Origin of the sequence: Pantoea stewartii (genome assembly GCF_011044475.1) — a bacterium.
GTDB lineage: Bacteria > Pseudomonadota > Gammaproteobacteria > Enterobacterales > Enterobacteriaceae > Pantoea > Pantoea stewartii.
Window position 1 is genome coordinate 78,154 of the sequence record NZ_CP049117.1, and the last position, 18,340, is coordinate 96,493.

At 49.0% G+C, this 18,340-nt stretch carries 20 protein-coding genes; 6 read left to right on the forward strand and 14 right to left on the reverse strand.

Translation table 11 applies throughout. The features are described from left to right. Nucleotides 1-267 precede the first annotated feature (267 nt). Nucleotides 268-585: a hypothetical protein gene (locus G5574_RS23355; protein WP_164483452.1), complete on the forward strand. Its 318-nt coding sequence runs from the start codon at nt 268-270 to the stop codon at nt 583-585. Between the two features lie 130 nt (nt 586-715). Here the strand turns inward: G5574_RS23355 and G5574_RS23360 are convergent, their stop codons facing one another. The 4 genes from G5574_RS23360 to G5574_RS23375 all read right to left on the reverse strand — a co-directional run bounded on the left by G5574_RS23360 (nt 716) and on the right by G5574_RS23375 (nt 5,484). Continuing rightward, nucleotides 716-2,095, reverse strand: a complete 1,380-nt coding sequence (locus G5574_RS23360) for a putative phage abortive infection protein (protein WP_164483453.1) — start codon at nt 2,093-2,095, stop codon at nt 716-718. 184 nt (nt 2,096-2,279) lie between these two features. After that, a complete protein-coding gene (locus G5574_RS23365) occupies nt 2,280-3,143 on the reverse strand; it encodes a restriction endonuclease (protein WP_164483454.1) in 864 nt (287 codons plus the stop codon). A gap of 522 nt (nt 3,144-3,665) precedes the next feature. Further along, entirely contained in the window at nt 3,666-5,042 is a 1,377-nt protein-coding gene (locus G5574_RS23370) for an FRG domain-containing protein (RefSeq protein ID WP_164483455.1), read from the reverse strand. 130 nt (nt 5,043-5,172) lie between these two features. Then, a complete protein-coding gene (locus G5574_RS23375) occupies nt 5,173-5,484 on the reverse strand; it encodes a hypothetical protein (RefSeq protein ID WP_164483456.1) in 312 nt (103 codons plus the stop codon). 220 nt (nt 5,485-5,704) lie between these two features. Between G5574_RS23375 and G5574_RS23380 the strand changes: the two genes are divergently transcribed. Next, nucleotides 5,705-6,571, forward strand: coding sequence for a FitA-like ribbon-helix-helix domain-containing protein (locus tag G5574_RS23380; RefSeq protein WP_164483457.1), 867 nt, complete (start codon nt 5,705-5,707; stop codon nt 6,569-6,571). Nucleotides 6,572-6,954: 383 nt separating this feature from the next. On the opposite strand, the gene G5574_RS23385 is transcribed toward G5574_RS23380, so the two are convergent. The 5 genes from G5574_RS23385 to G5574_RS23405 all read right to left on the reverse strand — a co-directional run bounded on the left by G5574_RS23385 (nt 6,955) and on the right by G5574_RS23405 (nt 9,489). Then, a complete protein-coding gene (locus G5574_RS23385; protein ID WP_164483458.1) occupies nt 6,955-7,611 on the reverse strand; it encodes a hypothetical protein in 657 nt (218 codons plus the stop codon). A gap of 348 nt (nt 7,612-7,959) precedes the next feature. Next, nucleotides 7,960-8,295 (reverse strand): DUF1493 family protein, encoded by a 336-nt coding sequence (locus G5574_RS23390; protein WP_164483459.1) that lies wholly within the window; start codon nt 8,293-8,295, stop codon nt 7,960-7,962. Next, nucleotides 8,289-8,747, reverse strand: coding sequence for an STM2901 family protein (locus G5574_RS23395; RefSeq protein WP_164483460.1), 459 nt, complete (start codon nt 8,745-8,747; stop codon nt 8,289-8,291). The genes G5574_RS23390 and G5574_RS23395 overlap by 7 nt, the downstream gene beginning before the upstream one ends. A gap of 122 nt (nt 8,748-8,869) precedes the next feature. Next, the gene (locus tag G5574_RS23400) at nt 8,870-9,121 is read right to left on the reverse strand and encodes a DNA polymerase III subunit theta (RefSeq protein ID WP_164483461.1); all 252 of its coding nucleotides are present in this window, start codon (nt 9,119-9,121) and stop codon (nt 8,870-8,872) included. A gap of 86 nt (nt 9,122-9,207) precedes the next feature. After that, on the reverse strand, nt 9,208-9,489 hold the full coding sequence (locus G5574_RS23405) for a helix-turn-helix transcriptional regulator (RefSeq protein WP_164483462.1): 282 nt from the start codon (nt 9,487-9,489) through the stop codon (nt 9,208-9,210). Between the two features lie 557 nt (nt 9,490-10,046). Between G5574_RS23405 and G5574_RS23410 the strand changes: the two genes are divergently transcribed. The 4 genes from G5574_RS23410 (at nt 10,047) to G5574_RS23425 (ending at nt 13,304) form a co-directional block, all read left to right on the forward strand. After that, nucleotides 10,047-10,460: a GNAT family N-acetyltransferase gene (locus G5574_RS23410; RefSeq protein WP_164483463.1), complete on the forward strand. Its 414-nt coding sequence runs from the start codon at nt 10,047-10,049 to the stop codon at nt 10,458-10,460. Between the two features lie 73 nt (nt 10,461-10,533). Next, nucleotides 10,534-11,172 carry a helix-turn-helix transcriptional regulator gene (locus G5574_RS23415; RefSeq protein WP_244964705.1) on the forward strand — a complete coding sequence of 213 codons (639 nt, stop codon included), beginning with the start codon at nt 10,534-10,536 and terminating at the stop codon, nt 11,170-11,172. Between the two features lie 11 nt (nt 11,173-11,183). Further along, on the forward strand, nt 11,184-12,494 hold the full coding sequence (locus G5574_RS23420) for a cytosine permease (RefSeq protein WP_164483465.1): 1,311 nt from the start codon (nt 11,184-11,186) through the stop codon (nt 12,492-12,494). A gap of 141 nt (nt 12,495-12,635) precedes the next feature. Further along, nucleotides 12,636-13,304, forward strand: coding sequence for an SOS response-associated peptidase family protein (locus G5574_RS23425; protein WP_164483466.1), 669 nt, complete (start codon nt 12,636-12,638; stop codon nt 13,302-13,304). Between the two features lie 882 nt (nt 13,305-14,186). On the opposite strand, the gene G5574_RS23430 is transcribed toward G5574_RS23425, so the two are convergent. The 5 genes from G5574_RS23430 to G5574_RS23450 all read right to left on the reverse strand — a co-directional run bounded on the left by G5574_RS23430 (nt 14,187) and on the right by G5574_RS23450 (nt 18,170). Continuing rightward, a complete protein-coding gene (locus G5574_RS23430) occupies nt 14,187-14,852 on the reverse strand; it encodes a DUF6685 family protein (RefSeq protein WP_164483467.1) in 666 nt (221 codons plus the stop codon). Between the two features lie 1,228 nt (nt 14,853-16,080). Continuing rightward, nucleotides 16,081-16,947, reverse strand: coding sequence for a plasmid replication initiator RepA (gene repA / locus G5574_RS23435; protein ID WP_164483468.1), 867 nt, complete (start codon nt 16,945-16,947; stop codon nt 16,081-16,083). Beyond that, entirely contained in the window at nt 16,940-17,011 is a 72-nt protein-coding gene (gene tap / locus G5574_RS23440; protein WP_072005116.1) for a RepA leader peptide Tap, read from the reverse strand. Before tap ends, repA (G5574_RS23435) begins: the two co-directional genes overlap by 8 nt. A 238-nt stretch (nt 17,012-17,249) precedes the next feature. Continuing rightward, nucleotides 17,250-17,495, reverse strand: a complete 246-nt coding sequence (gene repA, locus G5574_RS23445; RefSeq protein WP_164483469.1) for a replication regulatory protein RepA — start codon at nt 17,493-17,495, stop codon at nt 17,250-17,252. Between the two features lie 141 nt (nt 17,496-17,636). After that, nucleotides 17,637-18,170, reverse strand: a complete 534-nt coding sequence (locus G5574_RS23450) for a phospholipase D family nuclease (protein ID WP_164483470.1) — start codon at nt 18,168-18,170, stop codon at nt 17,637-17,639. Nucleotides 18,171-18,340 lie beyond the last annotated feature (170 nt).

Sequence of the window (18,340 nt, forward strand, 5' to 3'; positions counted from 1 at the left end):
TGGTGTGTTCATACCAGGCTCTGACGAATGTCAGGGCTTTTTTTTGCTCTGAACAAAATAACATCTTAGCATTATCAGGGTGCAACGCCCACGGATAACTGCGCCCTTAACAAGCGAACACAACAAGAGAGTGAGGTGAACTATGTAATAGATACTATCTGGAATACAAAGAGCTTTTTTTATTAATCAACAAGGATTTTCTAATGAAAACCATGTTTAGAAAACAAGATGTGCATTTTTTATCAACCCATTATACAGGAGAAACCTATGGGCCTATTTACACAAAATATCTACAACGACTGTACTTTCAACAATCAAGTTCAGAGCGAACCCGCGCACCGCCCGCCTGAGAACAACGGCAACAACGGCAATAAAGACACGTGGATTGAAATAGTGTTGGGTGTCGTCGTATCTTTCTATGCGGATCCGCACTTGAATGGAGTAAAGGCAATGCTTACGCAAGCCTTGGAAGTATTCCAGGTTTCACCGGACTACGCACCCACTGTTTCAGCAATCGCATGCTTCACAGTGGTTTGCGCAGCGCCGGCAGTCATTCGCAGGAGTTTACGTAAGCTTTTGAACTAAGTAGTTATTACAGTATCAGGGTCTCTCACACCCTGATACTGTTTATATTAACAAATCCCTGTTCAAAAAACAACCATACACATATGGAGGTTGTGGTATGAGCAGGGACTCTTCACTGTATGCTGACAATCTATCGTGTCTTTCTAACATTATAATGAGCTATCTCATCATAAAGATTTGATACCTTTGCTTCATTCACTTTCATTAGCTGGCACATATAACCATCTTTACCACCGTGCTCATCTAACAGGTGAACCAGGTTTTCGCCGCGCCTGTGATTTCTGAAATAATAGCGTAAATTCTTACCAGTATGTTTTTGGTATACACCTGAGACATAAAACCCGAATGTAAATTCGTCATAATTACATGTACCGAGAAAGGCTTCCTTTTCTAAAGAATTGAACATCTCGTTAGTACTTTTTCGAGGGATTTTATTATTTCCTAAGGTATATTCACTCGTCGGGAGTTTATCCCTTAACTCACCTGCATAACTATGCTTACTCAAAACCTCATCGATTGTGGAGTGCAGCTTTTCTTTCATGCAAAGACTCATGGGAAGCGAGTCCAGTGCTTTAAGCGCATCATGTTTCATTGGGTTTTCAAAAACAGTCATAACCATAATCACCGGAGAAAACAGTCTGACTTCCGGAACCTCAAAGCTACGTGATTCTTCATCAGCGCTTTGAGTGAGTTTTTCAATGAAATTCGCCTGCCGATTTAATATCAGGTCCTGAACTTTACCCGGCCAGTCATCCTGAACGAACAGCTCATTCGGTGTCTGCGGGAACATGAATATGGCATGCTCAAAAAAAACGAAATCGTGCAGCAGCAGCTGATAGTAAGGGTAAGAAGAGTTCTTCGCTCTTTCATCTCTGACATTCAGTGCATTTACGGCTATTAAAAGCAGAACGTCGTTCCGGATAGTCGACCTGAGCGGTGAGGTATAATTTTTCTGAAACTTGAGGTTATCCTTACCGCTAAAGTCACCGCTCTCTCTTACATATTTCAGGAGATGATAAAGCACTCTCATGTAGCGACTGATTATCTGGTGCCCCGTCAGGAACGAAAAACATTTATCTAAATTAGTATCGTAGATGTGTTTACTGAAGAACTCTTCAACGCCTTCCTTTTTTTCGTCCAGGTAATCACACAACTGGCGATGGTAATTGTCATGCTGTGCAAGGAGCATGTTGTACCGGCTTTCAAAAGCTGTTCGCCTGTTTGTGGCCTGGGTTTCTTCAAGCGTCTGACTCCCTAGATGCATTGTGGCTTCCATAGATTCACGTGCAATTTGTGCACTCTCGGCCGCCCTTTTAGCGGCCATCCAGGTAGCAATAGCTCCCCCTGTCGTCGCCAGCGTAGTGATTAGCGTTGACAGGGATGACCAGTTATCGAAAACCACTTTGAAAAGTTTAAATACTCCCCAAATTACAGATAACAATAAAGCAAGAATGACTAAAAAAATCACTATTCTTTTAATTTTCTTATTAACTTCATCGTGTTGTTCCAAAATAATTTCCTTTTAAAAGTAAGCTGGGGTTTAACTTAAAATTCTTTCGCTTTTTTTGACTTAATGAATCGCTTTTATTTATCCAATCCTGTCAGAATGAACTTTTCAAAGGAAAGTGTTATGCCTCTGACATGAATAATTTTAATTCTCTGACTCCACTGGTCTTAAGACGTTCTCTGCTTATTTATTTGGAAAATTCAGACAACTCCTTGTATGGAACATATGGTTTTCCTGATTCGGAGGCCTGTCTGATTTTAGCGTCCAGCAATACAGGAAAAGGAATACGATCGCCCAGGCTGTGATAGATATCTGCACCGCTGACACAAACCACACTGCTTCCGCGGCCAAATGCCTCAAAACAGTCCGGAGTAAAACCGTTCCAGCTGATGAATACTCCCCGCGTCCAGCTGGCCTTCTGCCTGAGTTTACCGTCGAAGACATGAAGGTCGGGTGCCGGTGTTGCACCTTTGTGCCACTTGGCCTCCAGCAGGTAGTATTCCCCCTCCATTTTGAAGCTGCCATCAATTTGCTCGCCGGTATTCCGGAAGCCTGCGCGTGGCTCAAGCCTGAAAGCGGCAAAGAGCTCTTTGAGCCACGTCTCAAAACGGTACCCCCTTTGATGCGGAGGCAGGGCTTTTATAATGTTCATTTCATCCGTGAGTCCGGCATAACTGACACCGGTATAAGCAGGCACGGGTTTGCTGCCGCTCTGATCAGGGCCCGAAACCGAATTGAGCCGTTCAAGCAGCTGGTGATAGTCAGCACTCAGACGTTCGGCTTCCGCCGGAGCGGTTTGCATTTTATAGCTCCAGAGCTTGTCGGTCACACGCAGCACCGTTTCGCGGTCTGACTTTGATATAAGGCGCCAGAGACGTTTGGCCTTTGAATTCGACTCATCGTCGGCAAGATACACCACGTCATCAATGTCTATGTTCAGTTCCTCATCAAAAAAAATGGTGAACGTCTTGTTCGTAAAATCCAGAATATACCCAGGGCTGCTTTCAAAAATCCGGGAGAAAAGGACGCTGTCCTGATATTTGATTTTCATTCTATTATTCACCTTTTTTTATTCAGCACCCGAGCCGACAAGGGTTAAACAGTCGGTGCTTTTACATTATCAGCGTTCTTGCTGCCCGCAAAAAATCGCGACAGCCAAACAGATAATAGACATTGGCTTTTATTAATATCGCTGTCATCGTCGGCTTCTTTATTAACCCCTGTAAGCAACCCCATATTTAGTAACAGACTTAGCCCGTGGAATGCAGGATGGCTATTACGCCAATCGCCTTTACACCGAGTAAAGGACGCGATTATTAACATTGACGCCCCAGATTTTCCGTCGATGTTTAAGAAAAACGATACTGCAAATTACGCCGCTCATCGACGATCCGCCGGAGCGAGAAGACCTTTCAGCCACCGGTGACGCTAAGTCATTAGCTGCTAAATTCTCCAGCTCGATGCACCAGCCCGGACAGACACAACTCCTCGGCGGGGCCGGTAAAAAACCCCTAGCCCCCAACGGTGCAAACCGGAACACACTGCACATCCAGAGCCGCGTAAGCGGTTTTTTTTATTTAACCCGGTTCAGGATCTCTTCGCCTTTCGTCCGGCGGGCAATTTCTCTCGCCGTCTCTTCAATTCCGGGATAGATGGTGCTGGGCTTGATGTTAAGCCTGCTGAGCTCCTGCAGGATCGCTTTCTTGTTGCTGACGTAAATGCGTTCCACTCTGATGTCATCGTTGTATCCGGTATCCGGCAGCACGGCCTCATGTCCGAACAGCAGAAACGCCCCGGACTGGGATGAGATCCGCTGGTTGGCAATTCTGCCGCGGACAAAGAGTATGCGGCTTAGGTCGCCAGGCCGTATTCCGTTTTCGAAGTACGGTTTTTCCGCCCGGATAAAATGAAGCAGCCTTTTCATTTCATCCGTTACTTCTTCTTTTAGGCGCAGTTCCACGGGAACTTCCGTTTCGGGTATGACCTTATTTTTATCTTCCACGTTAAGCAGGGACAGGTTGGCGATGCAGCTGACGGTGTCAGAATTATAAAATTTGATGTCATCCGTCCGGACGGATAAAATCTTCACATCCCCGACCTTCTCTTCCTCCTCATTTTTATCGAGCATGTCTGCGCAACAGAAATAAAGGGCGACCAGCGGATTGGCCGTGACATCCAGCAAACGCGTAGGCAGGCCATAGTGCTGCATGCGGACCAGCTTATCGAGCATGAATTGGTCCTGGTAAAACTCGGCCGGATGGGCAGTCAGGATTTCGTTAATCATGTTACTTTCTTTTTGCCTGTACAGCGGCACAGCATCCTCTTCGCGAAACAGAGAGGGTACGAGCTTATACTTAAAGTCGCTGTGCCCCCGGTAAAACACCTCATGGCCATCCTGTGCCTGAAATTCGTTTATTTTCTGCAGAAAAGCCTCTACTGACCTCACACTATCCTGGCGTTCCAGTACCCCCGGGGACAGAGGTGGCGGTGGTGGGTCGAGTGTTGGAACGGCCGGGACCTGTAACTTAAAGGCACCCATAACTTCAGGAAGGCTGACATCCTTGATGGCCCAGTGGGTTCTTCCTGTTTCGAAAAGGTGGAAGAAGAACCGGTCGGCCAGCGCCCGGTAGTTATCGACGTTCACTTTCCCGAAGTCATAGTATATGCGTACCGCATACTCCAGATTTCTTCCTTTGACGTTCACTTCCTCGAGCATGCCCACTCTGATGTTGGAAAACTGGTATGACTGTTCATTCGCGAACTCGGTCATCAGCAGACAGGGAATGAGTTTGAGGTCTGCCAGAACTTTTTCATTGAGTTCTCTGAAGATGACCGAAATGGTCTCACTCGTGTACTCCAGATAACGATTCAGGGGCATTGAGCTGTGGGCAAGCTCGCCTACGGGAACATTCCAGTCTTCATCACCCACTTTCATTATCAGATTTATCACGAGCTTTCCTTCAGATACATTAATGAGTATTCAGTGAGATAACTTTATATTTTTATACGTCTCGGATAAACAATATCCGTTACGGCGAGTTCCTTCTACGGCGGACTGACAGTGCCGGCCATCAACGTGACTACGGGTTATGAACAGCCGGAAATGCGAAGTTGAGAGGAAGAATACTTTCCAGAAACTGGTTATTCGCTGCAGTACGGGTGCCGTTAAACCATACTGCTAAAGTCACTTCATCATGCTCGCCAGGCAGGCTGCCAGTGTGTTCGAAAAGGAGCTGGTTGGCCGTAATAGGAATATATGGGCCCGCTTTAAAGACTTCTTCAAGGTCAATGCCAGCCAGCACATTTTCTAGTTCTGAAACCGTGCAACCATAACCTTCACTCAGGGTGGTAAGTGCCGTGTCCCGTTCGGAGCAGCTAAGTACAAAGCCCATCGAAATCTACTCTAGCACTTAGGTTAACTGTTAAACCTGCATGTCCCTGACGCACAGGAAGATAAGGGGAGGCGGTAATTTAACTGTAGTTCATCGATAAAGCAGGGGGAGTAAAATCATAAAAAACAACCACATGATGGCATTAATGAAATAATACGTACACAATAAGATTCATTTTGAGTACAATTATCATTACATGACTACATAAAGAGACGTACACATGCAAAAGTTGCAGGCCCGAAATATTCCTGACGACCTTTATGGACGCGTTGCAGCCGCTGCGGCACGTAACGACCGTTCTCTAGAGGGTGAGGTTCGGCAGGCGCTGGCAGCTGCGTACCCGGCCACAGGCACTCAAACCCTTACCCTTCGTCAGCAGTGGCAGCAAGAAACTGCTCGCCGCCTACGCCAGCTCGTCGCGCAGCTTCATGCGGATCACTTCTGGCAATTCAGGGGCCCTGGCACAACAGTACAACTGGCCCGCCACATAGGTGAGGACTCGCCTGCCCGTGTATTTGACTGGATGGACGGATTGGAGCCGCTTCCATTTGAGGCAGCAGGACGGATTGCAGAGTTCACTGGATGTAGCCGGGACTGGCTGATGGAAGGACGCACAGACCCGTTCCCTGTAACAGACATCGGGAATCCGGCAGACTACGAACAGTTTTTTTGCCCGGAAGGACATGGAGACTATCGTTTTAACCTCATCCGATTCGGTGACGGAAATCTGTTTTGCATCCGACATGACCGCAGTGCAGCCACCTGGTTAGCGGGTCATATGGGGGGGCGATTCTGCGTACAGGACGGCATGGGAAGCGGAGGCATGGGGAATCTGAAGCGGTTCCTCCAGTTTCTTAAGGGGCACCGCATCCAACTGAAGACAGACAGCTGCGAGCGCACAGAGAATAGCGACAATACCGGGCTGCACCACCCCGTTTATTTCACCCGCAACTCGGCGCTGACGATGACCGATTGGCTACAACAGCTGCTTCAGGGAAATCTGCCAGAGCGCTGGAGTGCGGACGCCTCAGAGCTGCGCTACATACTTGAGGAGGTCCGCGACGCTCCTGACTGCAGCGCGGTATAAGGAAATTTACGTGGAAAGCCAACATCGGTACCCCACGAGACGGCCTTAAGGATTCCTGACGCATTCCGATATGGTTCGAGACTTTATCGAGCAGCACCTGCAGGTGCTGCTGCGCGACGTCTGTAACCTCAGTTCCCTGAAACAGAAGCTAAAGGAACTGGAAGAAGGGCGTCAGTAAGGCAAAATGGTGGTGTCCCTTATCCTGCTGGCGAAAGGGATAACGCTGGAATCGGTAAGGGAGCTGGGAGGGTTGTCAGACGACAATCTCGCAAAACTCCGCCATTGATTCAGAGCGGGAGGATCAAAGCATGCCTAATGAGCAGATATGCATGGGATTGTAAGCAAGAAGCCGTCAAATTTTATGAGCTTACCGCATACAAACTTTAATGTAGTATTTGTGGTTTTGGTATTTCCTTTCCAAGCTGCTGGCTCCAAAACTTCCTTGGTGAATCACCGCAATATTCCTGAATTTTTTTATAATCATTCTTGTATTCAGGTAAGTTCTTACCAAAGATTATTTGGGGTGGCAATGATCCCGTGCTATCGCTGACGACTCTGAAGGTAATTACTCCCAGTTCTTTATTTTCACTGGCTAGTTTTAAAGTGGCTACAGTCTCTGTATACCCATTATGGAGTTGAGTAATAATAAATTTTCTATCCATAAAAAAGTTTGCAATCGATGGAGAATCGCTCATGAAATTAATAGACCAGGTAAGTGGCAAAGCATCGCAAATTTTTTCACTCATAATTTCACCGACAATACTACCGTCAACTCCTGGTTCCATGCTCATCACCATAACTGGCTGGGTAATATTCAGTCCTAAATCGCCTGAGTTAGCAACATACTCACCGTTTGTAGACCAATCCCCCTTCAAAAAAGATGATTCATAGAGATAATTTTTCTTTATCTGAGTATAAAACTCAGGGATCTTGTTTAATGCATCCAGAAACCCGCTTATTCCTGTAGCGCAGCCAAACACAAACCCGATCACCCCCGCTAACAAAGCCTTTTTTTTATAAAAAAAATCAACAATTTGCATAATAATCCTTTTTTTTCAATTCGTTACAAGTTGAGCGAAAAACCTAGAGAAAACACAAGTGCTTCAGGCTTATCTGTGGAAAAGTGTTATGCGTCTCTTGATTCAAAATCCCCCACCATACAACTAAATACATATAAGAGAGTATTAAAAAATGAGTCGGGTATTCTAGACCGAAACTGCGTAATTAATCTGCGCGATAGTTAGTCGATTTTTAGGCAGATCTGAAATGTGCTGACGTTAACGATTGTTGCTCCGGGGAGGATGATTTATCCATACGAGTTGTGCATGACGCTGCAATCAGTCATTTTCGCGTCGTACGCCTATTTCTCCGTACCCGAACGGGCCTGCTTATTCGTAGCGCCAGCGTCCTGCGCGGGCTGATTCAATCAGCATTGAGATGGTAAAGTCAGGGACTTCAGGAACGCATCGCTGACGCCGGAAAGGATTCAGTATCGCCAGCAGAGGCGGCTCAGGTGGATAGTACGTTGCAAGAGTAAAGTTCTCCCTGCTGACGTTGAATTCCATAAAAAACTCATCCATCAGCGACCGCACCTCATCTTCACTGAGATGAAGATCCGCATCAAGATCGGTTTCTGGCCTGAGTTCCTGCTCTGTGAAAATGCCCCTTCCGTTGTGACGCCTGACCAGTGCGTAAACTTTCGCATCGAGTTCGTCGGTTACCATAGTTTATCCTCTCCCCGTGCGATCCGGTTGTATTCAAGAACGCTGTGATAGGCGATTTGCGACACGTCAGAAGCCAGAATGACCCAGCCCAGAACAGGAATTGTCCGTCCGGTGAAGGTACCAATTCTGGCGACCATGCGTATTCTCAGCGTGGAGGGCGGATATCCTCCGACAAACGAGGGCAGTTTGATGCCCCAGGGAAAAGTGGCATCACCGAAAGCGCGCCTGGCTGCCCGCGAGGCCAGCGACGTTCCCCTGACAGCCCCTCCCGGCTTAGTACGGGTAGGCAGTACGTTTGCACCAGAGAGAACGGCAACAATGGCAGAGAAATCCCGTACTCCCAGCTGGATGGCTACCTGCTCACAAAAAATCATAAAGAACAGTTCACCGGCAGAGAGGTTCGGGCGCCCCGCATAGAAATAGGTCTGTCCCAGCTCTTCAGTTGTATCCACTTTCCGCTCCCGTAACCGCAGCTGCAGCTATCTTCCAGAGGTGGGTCTGAAGATACCGCTGCGCGTGACGACTGGCAACCTGACGGTCAGGAACGTCCGTCCGGCCATCAGCTGGCCTGCCATCAATTTCCTTCAGGCTTGTCCTCTTTCAGGTAAACCGGATCGGTACCCTTTGGCAGGGTCAGTGCAACCTGTCGGTAATAGGCGAGCCGCTCACGGAAATATTCCCGCAGCGCCTCAGGCTGCTGCAGTTCGGTTTCCATCGGGATAACAGGTTTATTCATCCGCTCTTTCCAGGCAACGCCTGAAGCAGCGAGATCAACATTGATTTTATCCCGCTCAAGCCTGTCTTTTGCTGCAATATTATGTGACATGGTAACTCCTCCTGAACACAGTATACCGCCTGGACAGGCGGAAGCGTCAGGAGGGGTTGATATCATGGCCAGAACGGCCGGTGGGATTAAGCATGCGGTTTTGAATCGGGCACAGTCAGAAACAGCTTCAACAGCACGCGGCTGGTGACAAACGGCCTCAGCATCTTCATGGAGTTCACACCCAGCTTTTTCTGAACAGAACTCATGGCTTCTTTGACCGTATCTTCAGACACTCCCCGGTATTCAGCGAGATCCTTTATCGTGATGTGGCCGAAGACAAGCATGCAAACCTGAGTGGCCTGCAGCACCGTCAGCTCAGGGAAAAACTTCGTCAGCGATTCATAATTTTTGTATTCGTCAGCAGCCATAGTGACCTCCCGGGCAAATTAACAGCGATACGTTTCCCAGAGTTCATAAATCATGTAACTGATTAACTCTTACTGATTTGAAAATAAAAAAAGAACGGTGAGTTTCAAAATCACTCACCAAATCGTTAGGCGTCTAAGTTTTATTATGGAATATCGTTATAATTATTTTTGGAACAAATACGGGCATTGTTTTTTTTCGGTCTTCGCGAACATAAACGGGAAAAAAAGAAACAGGATCCCTGGTGTTGTTTATATTCTGTAACAAATCACATCACTGGATGCAGTAATTTACACCCACAATGCGCCTGAAATAATACAAAATTAATACCACTTTTAAATTTCTTGCAGTCTGTTTTCTATTTATATAACCTCTCCGAAAATAAAAGGGAATTAAGCATCTTCCGGTCTGTTGTTACATTTACGCAGGATACACCAAACCGGAACGGAGTAAATGGGGTTATTCACCCCATTGACAGGTGCAATGACTTGTGTATAAGCATTCTTATTCCGAAGAGAGTAATCTGCTTTATACATCTGCAAGCCGCAAGGAACGTACTTTGAATATCACACTTATTACCAATCCTTCCCACCAGGAAAAAAACGTTATTACTGATGGACTCTGGAGTCACAACGCCACATTCCATCCCGTTGAAATCGAACCGTTTCTGCTTTACTGCTCAGACGATGATGGCAACGTCGCTGGAGGTCTGATCGCTCAGACCTGGTGGGGGACTCTTGAAATTCAGTATTTATGGATCGCTGAACGTATCAGGGGTAAGGGATATGGAAAAGAGTTGATGTCAGCTGCTGAAGCAGAGGCCAGAAACCGGATGTGCCACATGGCGACAGTGGACACGTTCGATTTTCAGGCCAGGTCGTTCTATGAAAAGCTCGGTTACAAAGAGTACGGCTCACTCCCAGGCTATGCACATAAGTTCAGGCGTCACTACCTGGCAAAAGAATTTACGTAGCATACCTGCGAAAGCAGAGGTATGTATGCGGTATCAAAGAGTCTGCACGAACACACTTTCCATCATGATCAGAATGATCGAAAACCTGCATGAACCATGGGGAATTAAAGACTGCCAGTCCAGACATCTTTTCATGAACAAAGCCGCCCGGTTGTATACGTGCACACCGGCGGCTTTTGATCTCGAGGGCAAACTTGACTGCGAATTTCCCGCGACGTGGGCGGAGCAGGCTGAGGGATTTATTGAGCATGACAGACAGGCGGAATCAGAAGGAAAAGGCGTCAGCGTAATAGAGACCGATTTCTGGTTTGGCCGAAAAGAACTCCATCCTTATATCAGTGAGAAAATACCCTTCAGGGATGCGAACGGGGTCTGTATGGGGACGCTCTGGAATGCCAGGAAAATAAGGGTGCTTTCCCCTTACGTGTGTATCAGTGATAAAAAACCAGGTGTCCTGCATACAGCGTCCGACCAGTCTGTCTTTACACGTTCGGAAATGGATATGATTTTTTATCTGATGAAAAACCTGAGTCAGAAAGAGGTCGCCAGCCATCTCGGATTATCCGCGAAGACCATCAATAACAAAATGCAGAATATATACAGAAAGACAGGGGTTAATTCAGTATCTGCGCTCTATGAATTCTGTTCACATAAGAACCTGCAGAATTACATTCCTGAATTTGCCATTAATAAAGGCATAAAATTTATCTGACCGGAGCACTTATGAGCTTGCACGAAAATTATTCCGTTGAAAGGGTTCCGGCCGCAGCCCGCCTGCCGTTCTGGGGCGTGGCACTGGTGCACATGGGGATGCTGACTGCGCTGGACCAGTTCATGCTGGGTGCCACCCTTGGCCACTCGATGAGCTATGCACACGCCTTCATGGCCATCACCGCCGGCAGCCTGATTTTCTTTGTCGCAACGTTCGGGCTGGGTTACGCCGGCATGCGGGAAGGCATCTCCGGCAGCCTGCTGGCCCGCTGGTGCGGTTTTGGCCGGGGCGGTTCCGTGCTGGTCAGTCTGCTTATCGCCGTCAGTCTCCTGGGATGGTTTGGCATACAGAATTCCGTCTTTGCTGATTCGCTGGATCACGCCCTCGGCCAGAAACTCGGATTTCACTGGGCCGCTGCGCTTTCAGGCCTTACCCTGACGCTTATCGTGGCTTTCGGTTTCAGGGCGCTGCGCTTTGCCGCCCGCATAGCGGTCCCGGCGTTCGCCATCAGCGTTCTGTACATCTCTACCGTTCTGCTGAAAGGTCAGGACATGGGGGCGCTTTCGGCGCTGTCTGAAGCAGGCAAAGGCCTCTCCATCAGCGACGCCATTACGCTTGTGGTGGGAGGCAGTATCGTGGCCAGCCTGATAACGCCAGACCTGACACGCTATTACAGCAACGGCCGGCAGGTCATGCTCATGACGGTCCTGACCATCTTTGCGGGAGAATACGTCATCAACGGGCTGGCTGTGATCATTTCCGTGATACTGAATACCGCGGACGTGGTGACCATCATGGGACAGGTCACCGGCGGCATTGGGCTGGTCGTCGTGGTGTTTTCGACGATGAGAATTAACGACATCAACCTGTATTCGTCCTCACTTGGCGTGGCCAACGCGATCGAAGCGTTTACGGGTAAGAAAATCCCGTACGTGGTTATCACGCTTTTCATCGGCATCGCCGGTACCACGATGTCGGTGATGGGCATCCTTGACCGGTTCGTCGACTTTCTGAATCTGCTGGGTGTCCTGTTCCCGCCGGTCATCGGCGTCATGATGGTTGACTATTTCATACTGAAAAGCGACAGGAAGGTACTGGACGAAAGCCGGGGCAGGAACGCGTTACCCGACGAAGCGCAGACGAAGAACTTCGGCTGGAATGCCATCATCGGCAGTCTGGTGGGCGCGGTAGCAGGGTATTACGTGACGTACGGCGTGCCGGCGCTGAATTCAATCATTGCGGGCTGCCTGATGTACCTCACTCTTTACTTTATCAAAAGCCTGATGACGTCACAGGATCGAACCGGCATACCCGGAATATAAAAACCTGAACAGGTCCTGGCTTGCGTTTAAAGCCTGCTGCTGCAGACTAATCTGAGTTGCAAGGCTGATACAGTCATCCACGCTAAAGCGGCCACTTGGCCGCTTTTTTCATACCCACTATCATTATCTGAGGGGGCATTTATGTGCGGACGGTTTGCGCAGTACAGCAGCAGAGACGACTACTTTGAGGCTGCCGGTATTTCTCCGGATGAACTGACTTTTGATGCGGAACCGCTGGGGCGTTATAACGTGGCTCCGGGCACACGGGTCCTGCTTCTTAACGAGCGGGATGACCAGCTGCATTTCGATCCGGTCTTCTGGGGCTATGGCCCTGACTGGTGGCCACGTCAGCCGTTGATTAACGTGCGCAGTGAGACAGCTGCGTCGCGAAAAATGTTTAAATCCTTATGGCAGAACGGGCGTGCAGTGATCCCCGCAGACGGCTGGTATGAATGGGCCAAAACACAAGCAGGTAAACAGCCCTATTTCATTTATCACAAATCCCGCCAGCCTCTTTTTTTTGCAGCGATTGGCAAAGCCCCGTTTGATCAGGACCATGGAAAGGAAGGGTTTGTCATCATTACGGCCGGAAGCAATGAGGGCATGGTCGATATTCACGACAGACGGCCAGTAGTGCTGAATCCAGAATCCGTCAGAGAGTGGTTAAGTGAGGATACCAGTTCCCGGAGGGCGGAGGAGATACTGCACAGGTCAGCACTGCCGGAAGGCAATTTCATCTGGCACAGGGTTTCCCACGCTGTAGGCAATATCCGTAACCAGGGCAGGGAGCTCATAAGCAAAACTGCATGACGTATTACTACACTTGCATGCATAAAAAAGCCGCCCAGAGGCGGCTTTATGTCATTAACCGTGAATCACTGTCACCGGGGCGTTGATACTGGTATTAATTGTCATACCTGTACCTCCGTTGTAGGTGGCCAGTAATGCTACCAGCAATGACACAGCTGTTAAGCTACGTCTCATGCGATGAGCCTTACTTGTTGACCATTGACGTTCGGTTCGCCGCGCAAGAGAACTGAAAACTTCTGCTTGTGCTTGGTCAGGTTACTAGGCAGTAAGGTACCGAAGGGCTGAGAAACCACCTTACTGTTTTGTTACTTATATAAGCATGCCACACTGTGGAGTGTGTTTCATACCCTAAATTGAATAACCAGAAAAATAGAATGCTAAACCACTATTTTTCTCGGAAAAAGTACGAATGAAGCCACAATCTCACTTAGAAAAATGTGAAAAAATTTTCTTTGAAAAAACGATTTCCACTTTTCTAAGGAAACTGAGTTTCAAAGATTTCTCTTAAACACAAGTTGCAAAGCTAAGCCCAAAACGTATACTGGCCTAGAAAACTTCTGCTTGTGTTTGCTTCTTTAAGCAAATCCGCAGTAGCAAAAATTGCCTGAGAACAATTTTTGCTTTCCGGAAAAGTGCCTGAGAACGCTTTTCTGGATTCATCAAACCGCCTACGGGCGGTTTTTTTGTTTTCGACAGGCACATAATACAACAGCATTTTTTTTGTTTCCCAGTTCTTTCCTACCTAAAGGTTGTTGTTTCGACTAATTTGCGGAAAAAAGTGCGTCAATCTAATGTTTTATCTCCGACAAGGATGAATTAAGCATCTCAGACTGCTTTATGGTGTTCACGAATCAACCATTTTTTTATGATCTTAAGGCCAATTCAGTCGCTCAGCATCCCTTCCAGAACACGGCTTAAATCCGGAAACCCAGCTTCTAATAGAACTGCAGCCGCCGATTTCGCACTGCCATTGCGACGATCTAACCAGACTACATTCAGTCTTTTCTCTTCGCCCAGGCGGGAATGGAGATTTTCCGGCAATTCTGACAGTCCAAACGGACAGCTGTCCCGTTTCATGGCATCCTTGAACACGGAATAGGCGGCCAGTGACGGAATCAACACGAGGTGCCAGCGGCGACTGAGTAAGGCTACTGCGCTCTTGCTGAGGGTATACCTGTATAGCCTGCCCTGAAGTGGCCAGTCCATTCCGAGTTGCAGTGCGATATGACGTGCCGCGGCCAGATGATGTGACCCGTTGTCGTTATTCCAGTAAAGACCTCTTTCCGCCCAGGAAAAGGCGCTGAACGCCATGTCATCCAGTTTAACTGAGAAGTAAGTGATCATTTCTCTCAGGCGGGATTCGGTAACCGGCTTGATGAAATCCGGGCAGTACATCAGAGCAAACTCCTCCATGTCCTTTGCTGAGGATATGTTATTGCCCGATGAGCTCATTCCGGCTATGTCTGTCAGATTGCAGCTGTAGTTCTCAATAGTCTCTTCCTGAACAAGCCCGGTGATTTCAGAAACAGCCAGCTGATCTTTTTCCATGCTTCCGGATGGGTCAGGCTGGAAATATTCAATGCGGGGAGTTTTATTGAAAATCACGCGATAGTCTGGCCATTCGTCCCATCTGACCACTGATTTAAGGCAGGCTGATGGTGCGACCGGCACTAACGGCTGCGGAATAAGTTTTCCGCTACTGATGGCCAGCCTCAGCGCAACGGGGCCTGAATCGTTGCTGTTGATAATATTCTCTTCCAGTTCGTAATCTCCGCAAGGTTTTAAATGCGCGACAGCGCATGAAGGCGCCAGCTGATGTCAGCCAGGGTGAAATGGCCACATGGCGCCGGTAGCCCGGCGAAGCCGGTTACGGTTTGATAGGTTCTGCCATTCCCCAACCCTTCCCTGCAAAGCCATACCCGCTAACCGCCGCATGAAAGCCACTGTACGCCGTCGGAGTGGTCACGACAAGGCGTAAGCCACAGTCGGGGCGTATCTCCGCGTTAGCGGGCCGTCAGGGCCGCTTACGGGCGTGTTTACTGTACTTTGCAGCGAGACGACTCAAAGCGACGCAATAGTTAGTAGTTACATCATCCATTTGAAGCCACTCCTGTTCCGGCCCTTTGGGCCGGGGCGGGGGCGGCTTTCCATGGGTGGAGAGGGGCGATGGGATTTTAGGTATAGCGAAGTTTACTTACTACAGTGGTCATGAGTTTGTTGTAACTACTTTTCTTGCCCGCCAGAGGCGGGAGCTATCTCTGGTCGCGAAGCGGCCATGGCGAACCGGCGCGGACGTGAGTCCGCTGTAAGGGCGTTCGTTTTCTGAAGCTGTCCACAGGTCAGCTGATGAACAGGTTATTTATTTAAAGGTAAGTATTACTGGTTTTTAAAAGATAAAAGATCGGGTTTTTAAAAGGATCATCGCGGTTTGTAAAAAGCTCGGACACAGGTTAAGTGGCATCTCGGTTAAGGGTTACGAAAATTACCCTCTTGTGGTTAATGTGGATAAGTACAGAATTCGCTACGTAACGGCCGTGAGGCTGGCCAGAACGATAACATCTGTGACGGCGACCACGTTCTTGCCCGACCGGTACGGGCGGGTACTGACTGCGTTTTGTACGATTTGGGGGGCTTCAGACGTGCAGAATCCTCCGGCGCGAACCGGATGACTGGAAGGAGGGTGAGGCCCGTGAAGAATGTCCGGACCGGCCAGATTTCGGGCAGCAGGAAACCGGCACGTCAGCGCCAGTTTTCACGCACGCAGCTCAGCTTTTAATCAGGTTTTCACCAGCAGATCATCGCCCAGTCGGGTGTAGTGGCCACGCGAGTATTTCATGCGTTCCGTTACCCTGCGTTCAATTTCTCTGCGCGCCGCTTCCAGGCCACCGACAAAGCGACCGTCGCGGATTTCTTTCTGGAGCTGCTGGCGGACCAGCTGATCAATGTCCTTACGGCTGCGTGGCGCATCTCTGAGTGCGCGGTGACGTTTAAGACCATGCTCGCGGTGAGCTCTCACAGTCTCGCGGAATTTTTCACGTACGAATGACCATGCTGCACTGATGAGCTCGCCGGCATCGGCGCGCGGCAGCCCCTTCCTCTCGCGCTTCCGGTTTTCCCACTCGACGCGGCTGCGGCGTGCGGCCGCAACGGCTTCTTCAGAGACATCCAGAACCTCCCACATCAGCGGGGTAAACGTGATATCGGTCGGGATGTTGCACCCTATTTCTTTGTCGTATTCGGTGTTGTAGGTAAGGAGCTTAATCTGCGCCATAAACTGCACGGCACCAGTGAAGCGGGTGATAGAGAGCCTTTTAGACTCAGTGGCCAGACCGCAAAGCCGGCACATGGTGGTGAGCGAGGCGCCGACACGGTTGGCCAGCGGATTGTAATACCAGCACAGAGCCTGAAGCGCGGCTTCCAGCCCCCTAATACGCAGGAGAGGTGGACGGCGCTTACGTTCGCCCCGGGCGATTAGCATGGCAACCAGCATCTGGAATTCGACGCGCTGTGTGAAGCCCGCGGCTTTCTCGCGGATTTTTTCGCAGAACGGCAGCGTTTTTTTTCCTTTAGCCGGAATAAATTTCGGATTCGGATTTTTTACCTGCCGGTAAATTGATGTGTTTTCAAAGACCTGTTCAGCCACGCCTTCCTGCGCTTATGTTGCACAGAAGGAGTAAGCACAGAAGGTATTGCAGTTTTCTGGGCATGAATCTATACTCCCCGCATAGAGCAACAGCTTCTATGCAGATTCAGTGAGCCCCGTTAGTCTTCTCCAGGTCGCCAAACTCAGGAAGATTATCGGGGTTTTCTTTTTTCTGGCCTTCAGTCGTGCTTCAGTACCAGTCTCCTGCCACCTTGCGGCGTGGCCTACCAGAATTCTTAAACGATCCGTAATCTATCACTCTGCTTTAGTACAGGCAACAAAGTGATGTCGCTACTTTTTCGTTATCTGCTTCTTTCTACTTCTTTTTTGACCAGTCTCTCGATCAGTTCAGTCTGCGTCACGCCTTCTGCTTCACATATCGTCCGCAACTCGTCTTTCAGTTGAGAGGGTAAAAACACTCTTACTTCCTGATGAGTTTGTTTTTTGCGGGCCAGTGAAGACTGCTGACGTTCTGCAACACTCAGCGGATTACCTTTACGGTATGGGCGTTTCGGTGACGACGATTCTGTATTAGCAGCTTGCGGCATTCCGGCCCCCTCGTGACACAGGTTTGGATCATGCCGCAGAGCATACTACAGATCATTCTTTACAGCGACCCCCCTCTACAAGGGGGGTATAGTGTTGGCGCACAGTTCGCTATTGCAGAAAAAAGAAGAGGTTGGCTCGTCTTAGTAGCCTGAATGCCAGTCAGTACCACCGTCCCAGCGCGACTGCCAGTGTGCCTGATAGGTCTGCGCCAGTGCCGGCACGCCGCGTATCAACAGTGCATTCTCTGAATTCGATTCTGCGGCGCTGCGCGTATAGTTAAATGATCCTGTTTCGACGTTCTGGCCATCGGTGATGATGATCTTGTCATGCATAATTTTGTACTGTCCGTTGGTGCGCAGCGGAATACCGGCATTGACCACTACGTTCATTGCGGCCTGACTGGCTTTACTCCGGTTTCCTTTGTCATCAACCACTACCCTGACGTCTACCCCCCTTTTTTTGGCCGCAACCAGCGATTTCACAACCTCAGGGGAGGTAAAGCTATATCCCATCAAACGGATGCTGTCGTGGGCCTCGTCGAGCGTCTTCAGCACTACTTTTAGTGCGCTGCCTTCAGGGGAGAAGCCAACATCAAGGGACGGAGCTGCAAATGACGCCCCGGCAGAGAGGGACAGCACGGCCGATAACACGACAGCAGAGATCTTTTTTTTCATTTCTTTTTCCTGAATGAGTTTTTCGATTACATGAAATTTAAGATAACTATGGTAAATGGCGGTTTCGCCCCGGTTTAGTGATGACGACCGGCAGGAACAGCCTGAGTGGAATGATGTTCAAATCCAGAGGTTTACGATACAGGCGACTTCCTGCGCAAGGAGAACGCCGG